This window comes from Agromyces sp. NPDC057679 (genome assembly GCF_042799635.1).
Lineage (GTDB): Bacteria > Actinomycetota > Actinomycetes > Actinomycetales > Microbacteriaceae > Agromyces.
Genome location: NZ_JBHVIK010000004.1, coordinates 389,233 through 401,877, shown reverse-complemented (window position 1 = coordinate 401,877; position 12,645 = coordinate 389,233). Strand labels below are relative to the sequence as shown.

15 protein-coding genes, 12 tRNA genes and 1 other RNA gene are annotated in these 12,645 nt (G+C 66.9%); 1 reads left to right on the top strand and 27 read right to left on the bottom strand.

The window, feature by feature from the left end; translation table 11 throughout:
• Positions 1–161 precede the first annotated feature (161 nt).
• The 7 genes from ACFVAJ_RS18950 to ACFVAJ_RS18920 form a co-directional block, all read right to left on the bottom strand.
• A tRNA-Ala gene (locus ACFVAJ_RS18950) sits at positions 162–234 on the bottom strand.
• 115 nt (positions 235–349) lie between these two features.
• Positions 350–422: transfer RNA gene (locus ACFVAJ_RS18945), tRNA-Ala, on the bottom strand.
• A gap of 38 nt (positions 423–460) precedes the next feature.
• Positions 461–855: a transfer-messenger RNA gene (gene ssrA / locus ACFVAJ_RS18940) on the bottom strand.
• Positions 856–1,206: 351 nt separating this feature from the next.
• Positions 1,207–1,282, bottom strand: a tRNA-Asn gene (locus ACFVAJ_RS18935).
• 99 nt (positions 1,283–1,381) lie between these two features.
• The gene (locus ACFVAJ_RS18930; RefSeq protein WP_376946929.1) at positions 1,382–2,005 is read right to left on the bottom strand and encodes a hypothetical protein; all 624 of its coding nucleotides are present in this window, start codon (positions 2,003–2,005) and stop codon (positions 1,382–1,384) included.
• 103 nt (positions 2,006–2,108) lie between these two features.
• Positions 2,109–2,837: a hypothetical protein gene (locus ACFVAJ_RS18925; RefSeq protein ID WP_376946927.1), complete on the bottom strand. Its 729-nt coding sequence runs from the start codon at positions 2,835–2,837 to the stop codon at positions 2,109–2,111.
• 38 nt (positions 2,838–2,875) lie between these two features.
• A tRNA-Leu gene (locus ACFVAJ_RS18920) sits at positions 2,876–2,959 on the bottom strand.
• Positions 2,960–3,200: 241 nt separating this feature from the next.
• On the opposite strand from ACFVAJ_RS18920, the gene ACFVAJ_RS18915 reads away from it, so the two are divergent.
• Positions 3,201–3,680 carry a hypothetical protein gene (locus ACFVAJ_RS18915; RefSeq protein ID WP_376946925.1) on the top strand — a complete coding sequence of 160 codons (480 nt, stop codon included), beginning with the start codon at positions 3,201–3,203 and terminating at the stop codon, positions 3,678–3,680.
• Positions 3,681–3,682: 2 nt separating this feature from the next.
• Here ACFVAJ_RS18915 and ACFVAJ_RS18910 read toward each other — a convergent pair.
• The 20 genes from ACFVAJ_RS18910 to ACFVAJ_RS18815 form a co-directional block, all read right to left on the bottom strand.
• Positions 3,683–3,756: transfer RNA gene (locus ACFVAJ_RS18910), tRNA-Ile, on the bottom strand.
• Positions 3,757–3,842: 86 nt separating this feature from the next.
• A tRNA-Ser gene (locus ACFVAJ_RS18905) sits at positions 3,843–3,927 on the bottom strand.
• Between the two features lie 252 nt (positions 3,928–4,179).
• Positions 4,180–4,252: transfer RNA gene (locus ACFVAJ_RS18900), tRNA-Asn, on the bottom strand.
• 309 nt (positions 4,253–4,561) lie between these two features.
• A tRNA-Phe gene (locus ACFVAJ_RS18895) sits at positions 4,562–4,634 on the bottom strand.
• 149 nt (positions 4,635–4,783) lie between these two features.
• Positions 4,784–4,859, bottom strand: a tRNA-Asp gene (locus tag ACFVAJ_RS18890).
• A 136-nt stretch (positions 4,860–4,995) separates the two neighbouring features.
• On the bottom strand, positions 4,996–5,166 hold the full coding sequence (locus ACFVAJ_RS18885; RefSeq protein WP_376946923.1) for a hypothetical protein: 171 nt from the start codon (positions 5,164–5,166) through the stop codon (positions 4,996–4,998).
• Between the two features lie 246 nt (positions 5,167–5,412).
• A tRNA-Lys gene (locus ACFVAJ_RS18880) sits at positions 5,413–5,485 on the bottom strand.
• A 209-nt stretch (positions 5,486–5,694) separates the two neighbouring features.
• Positions 5,695–5,776: transfer RNA gene (locus ACFVAJ_RS18875), tRNA-Tyr, on the bottom strand.
• Positions 5,777–5,977: 201 nt separating this feature from the next.
• Positions 5,978–6,051, bottom strand: a tRNA-Trp gene (locus tag ACFVAJ_RS18870).
• A gap of 101 nt (positions 6,052–6,152) precedes the next feature.
• A complete protein-coding gene (locus ACFVAJ_RS18865; RefSeq protein WP_376946921.1) occupies positions 6,153–6,287 on the bottom strand; it encodes a hypothetical protein in 135 nt (44 codons plus the stop codon).
• 190 nt (positions 6,288–6,477) lie between these two features.
• Entirely contained in the window at positions 6,478–6,798 is a 321-nt protein-coding gene (locus ACFVAJ_RS18860) for a hypothetical protein (RefSeq protein ID WP_376946919.1), read from the bottom strand.
• Positions 6,795–7,136 (bottom strand): hypothetical protein, encoded by a 342-nt coding sequence (locus ACFVAJ_RS18855; protein WP_376946917.1) that lies wholly within the window; start codon positions 7,134–7,136, stop codon positions 6,795–6,797. Before ACFVAJ_RS18855 ends, ACFVAJ_RS18860 begins: the two co-directional genes overlap by 4 nt.
• A complete protein-coding gene (locus ACFVAJ_RS18850) occupies positions 7,136–7,513 on the bottom strand; it encodes a hypothetical protein (protein ID WP_376946915.1) in 378 nt (125 codons plus the stop codon). Before ACFVAJ_RS18850 ends, ACFVAJ_RS18855 begins: the two co-directional genes overlap by 1 nt.
• Before the next feature lie 79 nt (positions 7,514–7,592).
• Positions 7,593–7,856: a hypothetical protein gene (locus ACFVAJ_RS18845; protein ID WP_376946913.1), complete on the bottom strand. Its 264-nt coding sequence runs from the start codon at positions 7,854–7,856 to the stop codon at positions 7,593–7,595.
• Positions 7,857–7,978: 122 nt separating this feature from the next.
• Positions 7,979–8,821 carry a hypothetical protein gene (locus tag ACFVAJ_RS18840; protein WP_376946911.1) on the bottom strand — a complete coding sequence of 281 codons (843 nt, stop codon included), beginning with the start codon at positions 8,819–8,821 and terminating at the stop codon, positions 7,979–7,981.
• 6 nt (positions 8,822–8,827) lie between these two features.
• Positions 8,828–9,082: a hypothetical protein gene (locus ACFVAJ_RS18835; protein ID WP_376946909.1), complete on the bottom strand. Its 255-nt coding sequence runs from the start codon at positions 9,080–9,082 to the stop codon at positions 8,828–8,830.
• 38 nt (positions 9,083–9,120) lie between these two features.
• Positions 9,121–10,842 carry a helicase-related protein gene (locus tag ACFVAJ_RS18830; protein ID WP_376946907.1) on the bottom strand — a complete coding sequence of 574 codons (1,722 nt, stop codon included), beginning with the start codon at positions 10,840–10,842 and terminating at the stop codon, positions 9,121–9,123.
• Between the two features lie 27 nt (positions 10,843–10,869).
• Positions 10,870–11,388: a hypothetical protein gene (locus ACFVAJ_RS18825; RefSeq protein ID WP_376946906.1), complete on the bottom strand. Its 519-nt coding sequence runs from the start codon at positions 11,386–11,388 to the stop codon at positions 10,870–10,872.
• Between the two features lie 135 nt (positions 11,389–11,523).
• A complete protein-coding gene (locus ACFVAJ_RS18820; protein ID WP_376946904.1) occupies positions 11,524–12,216 on the bottom strand; it encodes a hypothetical protein in 693 nt (230 codons plus the stop codon).
• 6 nt (positions 12,217–12,222) lie between these two features.
• Positions 12,223–12,567: a hypothetical protein gene (locus ACFVAJ_RS18815; RefSeq protein ID WP_376946902.1), complete on the bottom strand. Its 345-nt coding sequence runs from the start codon at positions 12,565–12,567 to the stop codon at positions 12,223–12,225.
• Between the last annotated feature and the right edge of the window lie 78 nt (positions 12,568–12,645).

Genomic DNA, 12,645 nt, shown 5'->3' with positions numbered 1-12,645 from the left:
CGCTGTACCGGCGGACGGGAGGGTGGGTTGGCCCACGGTGCCGAGAAAACCGATTCCGTGGCTCTGCAGCCGGTACCGGGTGATCATCCCGGGCTAGCCGCACCTCGCGTGACCGGCGGTGCCTCGAGGGGCGGTGCCGGACAGTGGCGAGGGGTGTTGTGTGGATCTGACGCGATTCGAACGCGCAACATCCTCCTTGCAAAAGAGGCGCTCTACCGTTGGAGCTACAGACCCGTGGTGCACGGAGGATGACTGACGCCGTGCCGTCTGACGCCCGGGTGGTGACGGTGACCTGCCGTCCCCGGGTGGCAACGCACCTCCCCTTGTCGGAGATGATGCGTAGTCGGGGTGGATCCTGGGAGGTTCGAACTCCCGACCTCGTCGCTGCCAGCGACGCGCTCTTCCAGCTGAGCTAAAGACCCGATTCCATGTGGAGTTGTTTGCAACCGCTTGGTTGCTCAAGTGGAGACGCCGGGGGTCGAACCCGGGTCCGTCGACGTGTGTCGAAGCCTTCTACGTGCGTAGTTCATCGTCGGCTGTTTCTCGGCCCTGGCCGCTGTGATGAACAACGCGACCGCCTGGCCTATCCACTTCTTGTTCGCCGGAGAAGCAGTGGCAGCGCTCCGGCTCAGGTTGACGTTTGCTGACGTCGACCGCCCTGGGTGTCAACCGTGGATCCGGTTGGGCGGTGCGACGGACTCGCCGTGAGTCTCGCTGCGATCAAGCAGCGAGGGCGTAGTCGGACTGGGTGCGGTTGGCATCCATTGGTTGCAGCGTCTTTTGGCGAGGTGACCCTGCGATCCTCGGCACGCTTCTCTTCGAAGCATCCGGCGACGTCGAAACCAATACGTCCCCTTGGTGAGGCGGGGTGCGCTTCGCAGCGTTCCCCGCCTCGAGAAGTACATGCGCGGGTGACCCCACGGAAGCACTTTGTTGCTGACGCAGGTCCTGACGGCCCGGTCGGAACCGTCCGCCAGAACTGGTTCTGCGCCTTAGGTGCGCGGCCGCCGCTGAGGTGACCACGAAGGCAGGAAGCGTGCCTGATTCGCATCACGCTGGCTCAGACGGGCCTCGATAGCACGACCCGGGTCGGACGAGCGCTTCCTGTCGCTCTCCCCGGACGTGTCTGGTGGCCGGCAGGTGCCGTAGCAGTACAAATTGCCGGCCCGATCGCCGACCCGAAGCGAACTTCAGAGCGGTGATCGTTGGCTCCCCCGCCAGGACTCGAACCTGGAACCTACCGGTTAACAGCCGGTCGCTCTGCCAATTGAGCTACAGGGGATCATGCCCGGAGAAGGGTCTTCCGGGGCTGGTTTCTGGACATGCGGCGGAATGCCGCAGGCTGCGGGGCGACCGGGGAACTGGCCGCCCCGCGAAGCCGTTACGCGGCGAGGGCGAACTGGTACGCCTTCGCGGGCGCCTTCGCCTTCACCGACACCACGTCGACGGTGCCGACGACCTTCACGACGCGGTCCGCGTCGACGGGGCGGGCGACCTTCACGAGGTCCGAGTTGCCGTCCTTGCCGACGACGGCGCGGATGCGGAGGTCGGTGTACGACGTCTCGCCGCTGTTCACCAGCTCGACCGCGGCGCGCTTCGCCTCGGTCGCCTTCGCGAAGCCGTCGGCGACGGGCTTGGCGACGCCGGGCTCGTACACCGCGAACGTCTTCGTCGCCTTGCCGGTCGCAGCGACCGACGTGGCACGGCGAAGCTTCACCGGCGCGAACTCGATCGTGTCGACCTCGACGGTCTTCCCGGCGAACTTCTCCTTGACGGCGGCGATGACCTCGGCCTTCACCTGCTCGTCACCACCGGCGAACTTCACGGCCTTCGCCTCGGGGAGCTCGACGGTGAACCGCGAGTTCTTCCGGGTGACGTGCGAGTCGGCGGGGATGACGGTGACGTCGGCGCCGGCTGCGATCTGCTCGAGCGCGACCGCGATGGCCTGCTCGGGGCTCTGGACCTGCTCGTCGACGGGGACGATGATTGCTGCGCTGCTACCCAACAGGGTGCTCTCTTTCTCTCTGGTCACGTCTCGCGGGGCCGCGCCCGGGGTCGGGGCGGTCGAGGCGCAGAGAGTACATGCGCGGAAAGTGCCGCGACCGAGGTCAGTGGCCGAAGTAAGCGGTGACCAACCACCCGACGATCCGGGGGTTCTGCTTCACGGTGCGGACATCGACAGTGCCGGTGATCGTCACGAGGCGGTCGGGATCAGCAGGCCGACCGATGGTCGCGAGCGCCTTGCTTCCCTCCCTGGTGACGCGGGCTTCTACCTCGAGCTTCGTGAACCCGGGGTGTGCGTTCATGAGGTCGACGCCAGCCTGCTTCGCTTCGGCGATCGAGGCGTACCCGGTGCCGACGGTCTGCGGGTGGTGGAACTGGTTGCCGGCAGTGAGGAGGTCGTACGTGGTGACGAGCTTCCCGGCGGTCGCTTTCGCCTGCGGCTTCTTCGGCTTCGGGAGGTTGAACTTGAAGGTGTTGATGTCGAGGAACTTGCCGGGGAACAACCCGGTGATCCTGTCCTCGAGGCCGTCGACGTCCCACACACGTCCCGCGGCGAGCAGGATGACGTCCGGTTCGCTGAGTTCGACGGTGAATCGCTTGTTGGCGGTCGTGACATCGGAGTCAGCGGCGATCGGCTCGATGAGGCCGACCGAGGTGTCGTCCAGGTCGGTCTCGAAGTGCTTCATCGGGCGAGGCGGGGCGACGTCGAAGTCGAAGCTGCGGATGTAGCCGTCCTCGTCGATCCTGATGAGGTCGACGCCTTTGTCCCAGATCGCCTTCATGCTCGGGAAGTCCTGAGTGGCGTTGACGATGGCGGATGCGCAGTGGCCCATGATGTTCTCCTTCTTCTCGGAGAGGCCATGCGCGGGGGTGCCCGTCGCGGGAGTCGAACCCGCATGCCCTTTCGGGCGCTGGAACCTAAATCCAGTGCGTCTGCCATTTCCGCCAGACGGGCGTGCAGGGCCGCGCGCACCGTCGGCCGTCGTCTGCCGGTGCGCCGCTGCTTCTCCGGGTGCCGGCCGGAGCGCTGAAGCCTTGGAGTAGCTCGCCCGCACACTCACATCGTCAGGAAGCGGGTGCACCTGGAGGTAGCGGTGAACGTTGGCAGACGAGCGGTGGTGGACGGCCGAGAGGTCGTCATCGCAGACGACGGGTCCGTCCGTGGAGGGAGAGGTTCGAACGGCGGTCGGATCACGGTGAACACAGCACCCGAGGTCATCATCGCCGTCCACTCCCCAGACGAGCTTGTCGCTCGCGCCGTAGAAGAGCACGGCTGGTGGGACGCTGACCACGAGACCCACCTCATCCCCATCGAAGCGATCGGCGTCCAGGGAGGCGGACCGTCCGAGCAGGCGGACGCCACCCAGCTGCTCGAGCTGCACGACGCCGGGGTGATCGGCTTCGGAGAAGCGATCGACATGCCGATCGACCGGATCGACGGCACCGTGCAGGGCGAGCTGCGCGCCGACGCGCTGACCTGGTACCTGAACCGCGACCCGTCATCCGACCTCACCTGGGACGACGAGGTGTCGTTCTACGGCGCGGACGGGCCGCTCGCGATCGAAACCCACGACGGCCGCCTGGTGATCCTTGACGGATGCCACTGGTACGTTGCAGCGAAGCTTCGATGCGATGAGACGATTCGAGTGCAGGTGCTGCGACGTCCTGCGGTGTGATGTGGTCGATCCCAGACTTGAACTGGGGACCCCCGCCTTATCAGGGCGGTGCTCTGACCTGCTGAGCTAATCGACCGTGGTCGGCCGCGCTATCCGAGCCCGCGCGACCGGCGCCGGCACCTTCTCGGAAAGGTTGTGCAGAAGCCGGCGAAGTTTCTCAAGCGGAGCGAGCGAGATTCGAACTCGCGAGACGTTTCCGTCCACCTGTTTTCAAGACAGGAGCCCTCGGCCACTAGGCGACCGCTCCAGGGGAGGTGGGTGAGGTTCACTACAAGCCGCATGGCCTAAGCACCTCTCCCGGTCTTGGTACGCGTACGCGCCCGTCGCCGGATACTGCCGCCCACCACGACAGGCCCCCGATATGACGCATCTCCGCCCTCGGAATGGGCATGAGCGGAGCATCTTCTGTCAGACGTTCATCGGCCGCCGAAGCCTTGCCGTCTGACGTGTCGACCGTCGAAACGGCCGCGGCTGAACCCGGCATTCCTGCCGGGTTTCGCTCCCCCGCCTGGGCTCGAACCAGGGACCTACGCATTAACAGTGCGCCGCTCTGCCAACTGAGCTACAGGGGACCACAGGGGGTTGGTGGACCGGTCAGGCGCGCTTTCCTTCCCGGATCCCGGCTCCGATGCACAGCACTGGAACCTGCCGCCAACCGCGGCACTCCCGAACAACATGTCGTCCGCGTTCTCGGAAGAACGAACACGGGCTATAGGCAGCAACTTGGCTCGGATTCACCAGGCGGGCCACCGCTGTATACCGCTCAGCCGACCTACTCAGACCGGGTTCGGTATCGGCAAACGAACTCCGGAAATTGGGGTGCACGGCGGTCATCCAAACCGCACCGGTGGCCTGCCGGTATCTCGATCGTTCGTGCTCCGTGCCTCCGGCTGGTTTTGATCCAGCGACCCCTCGCTTTTCAAGCGAGTGCTCTCCCAGCTGAGCTACAGAGGCGGGCGGCAGTTCGGGCGTGATCACTATGGCGTGCGCTGCGTGACGACCGCCAACTCGCTTCACCACGTCCCCTTGCGGAGACGCCGGGTGCCAGCAGTTCCCGGGATTCCCTAACTGCCTAGCCGGGCGGACGCCTCCACCGGGCTTTGCGGCCCTGACGGGATTTGAACCCGCGCTCTCCACCGTGACAGGGTGGCGGGGACGGCCTAGCTCCCCTACAGGGCCTTGTTGGTGCGTCGATCCGCTCGGTGACTCCGGTCTCGCCTGGCGGCGGCCGAATGCAGTATCGGTGCGGTGCACTTCGGGTCAGGTTCCTGCCTGACCCTGGGATATCCGTCGACGCGCGGACCTCCCGAAGGCTTCATGCGCGGGATGTGCCCGCGTCGCGGTCTGCCTGTTCGGCGACCGATCGCGCCTTGGAGGCGCTGCGGGTGCGTGCCCGCTTGGTGCGCCGATCCTCGTGCGGACTGGCGGCGCTGGACTTGCGGAGCTCGCGCATCGCTTGGGCGAGCTCCGGGTTGGTGTGCTTCATCGCGGTGACCTCCTTCCTGGGTCTGTCCTGCTGCGATGTACTCCTCCTGTCGGCATCGCGGCCATGGCTGGGGTTGAACCTGCGCCATCTCGCGAGAGTGCCGGTGGAGTGGAGGGCTAAGGTGGACGCCTCTAATCGCAATCTCTACGTCCTTGACGCGGCGTACTGGCACGACGCGATTTCTCTGACCCTTGCGGGCCATGCCAGCCTTTCCGCCTCACTCCCCCATGTCATGCATGAGGTGGGTGCTCCCCCGGGGACTTGAACCCCGAACCCCCTGATTAAGAGTCAGGTGCTCTGCCAATTGAGCTAGAGGAGCGAAGCACCCGAAGTCGGGTGCGCGGCGCGTGTGTCGGGGCGCCAGGTCGCCACGTCTCTGTCACTACGTGGAGCGTGCTCCTTTCAGCGGTCAACCGATCCCACCTCCCTACGGGCACCGAGGCGGGCTTGCGGCCCGGTTCTCGGCTGGTGGATCTGTTCGGTGTACAGCCCGTCTGGCTTTGCGGGCTGACGGGTCCCGTATTCGAGTGGATGGTGCGAGATTCGAACTCACGAGGTCATAGACGCCTGATTTACAGTCAGGTCCCTTCGGCCGCTTGGGTAACCATCCGAGTCCCCGAGCGCAGCCGCGGCTTCTGCCGGCGTGCGTTACGCAGCGGCCGGGTGCGCGGCTGCGCTCGAGGGGTTGCCGGAGCTTGGCTCCGGACGCTGGTGCGTCCGGTCTCCGGCTGTTTCTTCATTCGCTGTGGAGTTCTCAATGGGCCTTGCGGGGCCCTTCAATCCCGTCCCCTACATCAGAGGAGGATCGCGGCAGGGGTGACAGGGTTCGAACCTGCGACATCCGGTTTTGGAGACCGGCGCTCTGGCCATCTGAGCTACACCCCTAGGTGTTTGGTGCGTGTGGAGTTGTGGGTTAAACGACTGAGGGAGCCACCTGGCTTTCGCCTCTGGTGACTCCCTCGAAGATTCCGAGTGTGGCTATGCCACTACGTGTGAGTCACCTGTCCGGCGTCGTCCGACTTCAGCTGGTAGCCGAAGGTCGACGTGGGCCATCCGAGGCTGGAGGCGCGACGAATCGCGGCGGCGCCGTGATTCTCGTGCTGGAACATGGTGTGTGCCACGTTCGCTCCTTCGTTCGGTGGCCTGCTGGCCTTGGTGTGCTCGGGCGGTGTTGCCGGAGCATTTGTACCATGCGCGGAACCGGTGCGGTTTCGCGTTTCGGTGGTGTGTCGGGGCGTTTCCGTTCCGACAGGTGTCTCATGCGCGGGTTGCCCCGCCAGTACGGTTTCCCGTCCGGGATGGTACAGCGGACTATCCTTGCAGGATATTCCCAGCAATTGCAAGGATTTTCTTTACCCCTGATCGTTGCCGCTTTTCTGCACCATTCCCGGCACGTCTGACGGTGACGGTCGCATTCTTCGGGACGAGGAGCTCACCGAGTTCCGTGTCGGCGGACATCGCTGCGGGGCGGTGCGGGGACGGGTGGACGCGGTGCACGATGAGTTCGGCACCGGTTGCGGTGATGAGCCGGTCGCCGTTCCGGAGGTCGGCGCCGACGACCTGGTGAAGGGTGCCGATCGCGCCGGTGTCGGTGACGCGGCCGCCGCTGAAGTACCGGTCTGGGTTGCTCATCGTGCGCCTCCGAATCGGCGGGTGATTTCGTACGCCTCGCGGGCGTTGAGCGCGCCCGGGATGCGGCCGGCGCGGATCGCGGCGCGGCGGCGGTCGTGATGGATGACCCGCTCGAGCGCGATGCCGGCGCGGGCGGCGCCGGCGACGTCGACGGTTCCGTCACCGCGCGAGAACGCCTGATGCACTGAGCGGGCGTCGGGCGCAGAGGAGTCGGCCAGCTTCCGCTGCAGGAAGCTGCCGCGCCACTGGTGGACGGTGAGGAACCCGAGGGAGGTGCTGGTGACGGTGCCGGGCGCGTACTCCTCAATGAGGATGGTGAGCCGGTGCGCGGCGCTCATCAGGCGGCCTCGCTACTCTTCCCGACGACGCGGGAGTATCGGGTGAGCACTTCGCGGGCGTGACGGTGCTCCTCATGGGTGAGGTCTCGCCAGTCGTGGACGTCGCCGTTGTCGATGTAGTCGATGTAGAAGTCGGCGTTCACGGTGCGGTATCGCATCGTGGTGCGGCGGAACTCCTTGAGAATCCGATTTCCGGGGTTGTGGAGCGGCCGGTCGAATTCGGTGCGCGGGTCGAAGATGACGCTCCGCCAGTCGTTGACGTATCCACCGTCGGGAAGTCGTTCCGCGTTCGAGGTGCGGGCGGACTCGTCGAAGACGAACCTCCACGGTTCATGGTCGACGGTGAGCTTCTGGTGCCGGCCGGATGAAAACGCCACTGTGGTCCTCTCGCCTTGGGCCGGGTCGCCCCGGCGGGGTTGCTCTCTTCGCCGAGTCCATGCGCGGATCGGACGGACGTCAGCTAGCTGCGCGGGCTTCCATCGCCTCGATCCGCTCCAGGCGGGAGATGACCTTCCGGGCGTGCGCGACGGACGCATCGGCATCCCAGTACTCGTCGTAGAACCCTGCCCTCACAGCCTCCTCGAATGCGCGCCTGACCTTCCTCCAGGGGCGATGGTCGTCGGCGAAGATCGGCATGTTCCGGTACAGACGTGCGTCGTGCAGCGCCCAGTTCTTCGGGCTTCCAGGTCGGTCGTCGCGCAGTCCGGACGTGAACGCCATGAGGGTCCTCTCGCGTGCGCCGGCTTGTTCCGGCGTGGTGTCTTCGTGGCACTCATGCGCGGCGCCTGCAGACAGCGACGCCCCGCAACCCATTCAGGCTGCGGGGCGTCGGATCAAGCCGGTCAGCGGGCGTTCGCCCACGCCTTCAGCGCGGCGATCTCCGCCTCGAGCGCGCCGTGGCGATCCGGGTGCTGCTGGACACGTTCGATGCTCCCGCGGAACGCGTACCGGTCCGCGTACCCGGTCGCAGGGAGCTCTGCGAGCTCACCCACCATCCAGGACAGCCGGAGCCCGTGCGCGCGCTTCGCGATCGCGGCCGCGGTGAGGTCGTCGATGAGTTCGCCGTCGCGGAGCCCGTTCAGGGTGGCGGCGACCTGCTCGTCGGTGACGTTCCCGACTTCGGCGCCCCACGCGTCGGAGAACACCTGCCGGTCGAGGTGCTCCTGCATCTTGCGGGTGAGGTTCTCCGACCCGGCGGTGCCGTCGTCCATTTCGTTCCACAGGCGGACGAGCTCGGTTTCGTCCCAGAGGCGCTGGTAGACGCGGTCCTCGGTCATCGTGCCGGACTTGTCGTTGAGGGTGGCTGTGAAGTCGACCACCGTGTTCTCGTCGTTCGATGCGCCTTCGACGCCGTACTCGTTCTCGATGAACTTGAGGATCGCGGCGCGACGCTTCTCGACCCACGCGGCCTCTTCGCGGGTGCCATCCGGGGCGAACCAGGCGAGGTCGACCATCTGCTGGGCTTCGAGCACCCAACTGTTGTGGCTCTTGGTGACGAGGACGACCTGAAGCGGGGTGTCGGCAGCGACCGGTCCGATCTGCATGTCGTCGCCGACCTCGAGGTCGATGGTGTCAGCGAGCTTGACGTCGGCTCGGGACACCTGCTTGGTGCCGAACGTGCCGGGACGGTTCACGTTGCCGTGACGGTCTGGGGTGCGCCCATCGGCGCGACTCTGGGTGGTCATGACCTTCTATGTGCGCGGCAGCTGCGCACTTGCGGCGGCCGCGGTTCGGATGTCCTCGGAGTCGCTGTCGTTGACGTCCCAGTCAGTGAGCTCGTCGGCGAACGCTTCGGTAGGCTTCCCGTCGGCGAAGTCGATGTTGTACATCGGCCCGACCTCGTCGGCGTCGTAGCTGGCGGGGTTCAGTTTGCTGACAACAGTCACGCGTTCGCCGTTGTACTGGCGGTACGAAGTGTCGTGGGTCTTGAAGGTGGCTGTGGCCATGCTCGGTGCTCCTTTGGTCAGCACCGTCATGCGCGGCGTCATGCCGCCTTCGCGCGCCCCTTCCGTCGCGGCTGCAGCTGACGGCCGAGGCGTCGGGTGATCACCTTCGCGGTGAGCCGTTCGAGGTCGGCTGCGTCGTCCCAGAACCAGCCGAGCAACTCCGGGAAGGACCTGGCGAACATCATCAGGTCTCGGGACAGCGCGGCGGCTCGTTCGACATCTTCGAGGGGCCCGTCGACGAGCTCTTCGATGTGACGGATCAGGGTGCCGGCGCTCTCGGCTGCAGCGGCTACGCCGTGCTTGAACCCGTCGATGAGGGCGCCGAAAGCTGGGCTGTCGGTGTCGACGGGGACGGTGACGGCCTGCCAGAGGTTGACGCCGTCGACCTTCCAGCCGCGGGCGATGCCGAACCGTTCGTAGATGCCCGCGAGCTTGCAGAGCGCCGAGTACCGGGACGTGAGTGACGACACTGGCAGCGGTTCGACGCCGTCTCGGCCGGCGAGCCGTTCCTCGGCGAGGCTCCCCCACGCGGCGATCGCGAGCCCGAGGACGGACGGGTCCGGCGCGCCGAGGTCGGCGAACACGGGCCGGAGCTTTCCGCGGTCCACGTCGAGCCCGTCCGGGGTGCGGCCCGCGGCGGCTTCGGTGCCGGCGCGTACGATCTTCCGGTCGGCGGTGAGGCCTGCACCGGTGAGAGTGTGGACGTGGCCGCCGTCGGTGAGGCCGAACCGTCCTGCGCGGCCGGCGATCTGCGCGGCTTCCCAGGTGAGGAGCGGGCGGACTTCGCTGCCGTCGAACTTCGTCGTCTCGGCGAACACGACATGCTCGGCGGGCGTGTTGATGCCGTGCCCGACGACGTCGGTCGTGACGAGAACGTCCACTTCACCGGCGATGAACGCGTCAATTTGGCCAGCCCTCGTGTCGGGTGGCAGCGCCCCGTACAGTACGCCGACGCGGCGGCCGGCACGGGTGAGACGGCCTGCGAGGTCGAGGACGGTGCGGCGGGAGAACGCGACGAGGAGCGACCGGTCGGGGATCCCGGCGAGGGTGACGTCACCGGCGTACGCGAGCGGCGCGAGCCGGTCGTGATGTTCGACGGTGAGGTCGGCGACGTCGGCGAGCACGGCACGGAGGAACGGCTCCGCTCCTCGGTTCGCGGCGACCTCGATGAGGTCGTAGTCCCCGCCGAGGAGGAGCCTGGTCCACGCGTACCCACGGTCCGGGTCGGCCGCCCAGTGGGCTTCGTCGACGACGAGGGTGTCACCGGCCATCGGCGCCATCTCCACGGTGCAGCAGATGATCGGCGCGTCCGGGTTGATGGACTCCTCGCCGGTGATGAGCCCGACCCCGTCTTCGCCGACGAGGGCGACGAGCTTCACGTACGCTTCCCGGGCGAGCATCCGAAGCGGTGCCGCGTACGTGCCGGTGCGGGAGCCTGCGAGACGCTGCAACGCCTGGTACGTCTTCCCGGAGTTCGTCGGGCCGAGGTGCAGGATTGCGGTGGCCGGTTTCTGTCGGCGGTCGCGGACGTGGACGGTGACCTGCTCGGCGGCATGGTCGGCGAGCACCTTCGCCTGCTTCTTCGACAGCGGTGGGCCGTCGCGGAGCGCCGATCGGATCGACGGGACGTGGCGAGCGTCAATCAGGATGGCGCCGTCTCGCCGGACGATGTGGGCGTTCACCGCGCGTGCGCTGGTGAAGATGTCCGTGTGGTTGGTGCCGAGGTCGGCTGCGAGTTCGTGGACGTCGACAAGTGCCATGCCATGAACATGCGCGGGCGGGGCTGGTCAGCCGCGCCGGCGCTGCTGCTTCCGGAACTGCCGGTCGTTCCTCGGCGGCTGCGCGAACCGTTCCGGGTTTGCGGCGGCTGCCTGTGCGACCGTCTCGACCGAGTCGGCCATCAGGTGCTCTGCGATCTCCGGGGTGATGTTCCGGTGACTCGCGACCGCTGAACGCACCTGCCAGGACGGGTCGAGCTTCGCGTAGTCGAGGACGATCGCCGGGGTTTCCGGGTGCGCGACGAACAGCGGCCGGTACTCCGGCGGGGCTTCGTTCGACAGGTACGCGCGCCGGAGCACGTACTCGGACGTGTTCGGGTGGTATCCGACCGCTCGGGCGACGCCGGGGGCGTCACGGGACTGCTCCCAGACGGTGTTGATCACCTCGACCGGAGAGTGGGCGTTGCTGGCGAGGTACGGGTGCAGGTCCGGGTTCGCGGCAAGCTCGCGCAGTCGTTCGATGTCAGCGGAGAACTGCGCGAGCTCCTCGTCGGTGAACGTGGAAGCCTGGAGAATCCCAGCGATCACTTCGCCGTCCGTTGCCGACTGCGAGCCTGGACGGAACGCGCCGCGGTTGAACGTCGCGCGCATCCCGGCGCGAGACCTGACGGTGTTGCCTCTGCTTGGGCCCATGTCGTGTAGGTATGCGGCGGGGCTGCCCGGTCAGGCGAAGTGGAGCTTGCCGTCGTCGCCGGTGTAGAGGTCGGCGCTGCCGCTGGCGTGCGACATGTCGGTGAGGTCGGTTCCGAGCTCGCCGAGACCGCGGTCCCAGAACCCTGCGCCGTGGCGGTTGCGGGTGAGGTTGAGGTCGTTTCCGAGCTGCGACCAGTCGTTGCCGGCTTCGAGGTAGCGGTCGACGAGGCCGCGGTTCGACCGGACGAACCCGTCGAGCTCTTCGGTGACCGTCTTGACGGTCTCGGGGTCGAAGTCGTCGACATCGAAGGTGCTGTCGAGCGGTTCGCCGTCCTCATCCGTGCCGCTCCAGAGGGCGGTGACGAGGTACCCGCGGACGAACTCCTCCATGTCGTCATCGTCGGCGCTCTGCTCGGTGAGCCCGTTGTCGACGGCGCGGTCGTACGCTTCTGCTGCGGCTTCCTGCAGCTGGTCTGCCGTTGCCGTCTCGGGGGCAGAGAACTGGACGTTGGCGCCGAATGTCTGGAGGACGAACTCGCCGGCCTCGCCGGCGGAAACGATCGTGGCGCGACCGGCTTCTTCGTGGTCGAATCGTGCGTACACGCCGTCGCTGTCCGGGGTTGCGCCAGCGGTCAGAAGACCTGCCGGGGCTGCGCTCTGCGGCTTCTCCGAGAAGAGGCCCTTGCGGTCGTGGTGGTTGCCTTTGAGGTCGATGTTCGCCATGACCCTTTACGTGTGCGGCGGCAAACCGATCCGCGCCCGGTGGACGGTTCGGGCGATCGCAGCGATCTCCGGGTCGGTCGACCACCTGGCGTCGACGATGACGGCGAACGGGGCGTTGCCGTGCTCGAGCACACCGACCGGCGGCCCGTCGCCGGTCAGCCAGATGTGCCTGAGCGCATCCGCTGGGGTGTCCGGGTTCGCGATGAGCGCGTCGTGGTTTGCGGGGTTCCGTGCGAGCCGTCGGAGCTCGTCAAGGTCGGTGATGGTCGCTGCATCGGGCGTTGATTCTGGTTCGTCGATGATCACCGGCGCGGGTTCAGGATGCCGGCGCCGCTGGATCCAGGAACGCACCGAGCTCATGCCTTGTAGGCATGCGGCGGCCGCGCATGTGCTCATCGTGATGAACCGGCCCACGCTGCAGACAGTGCA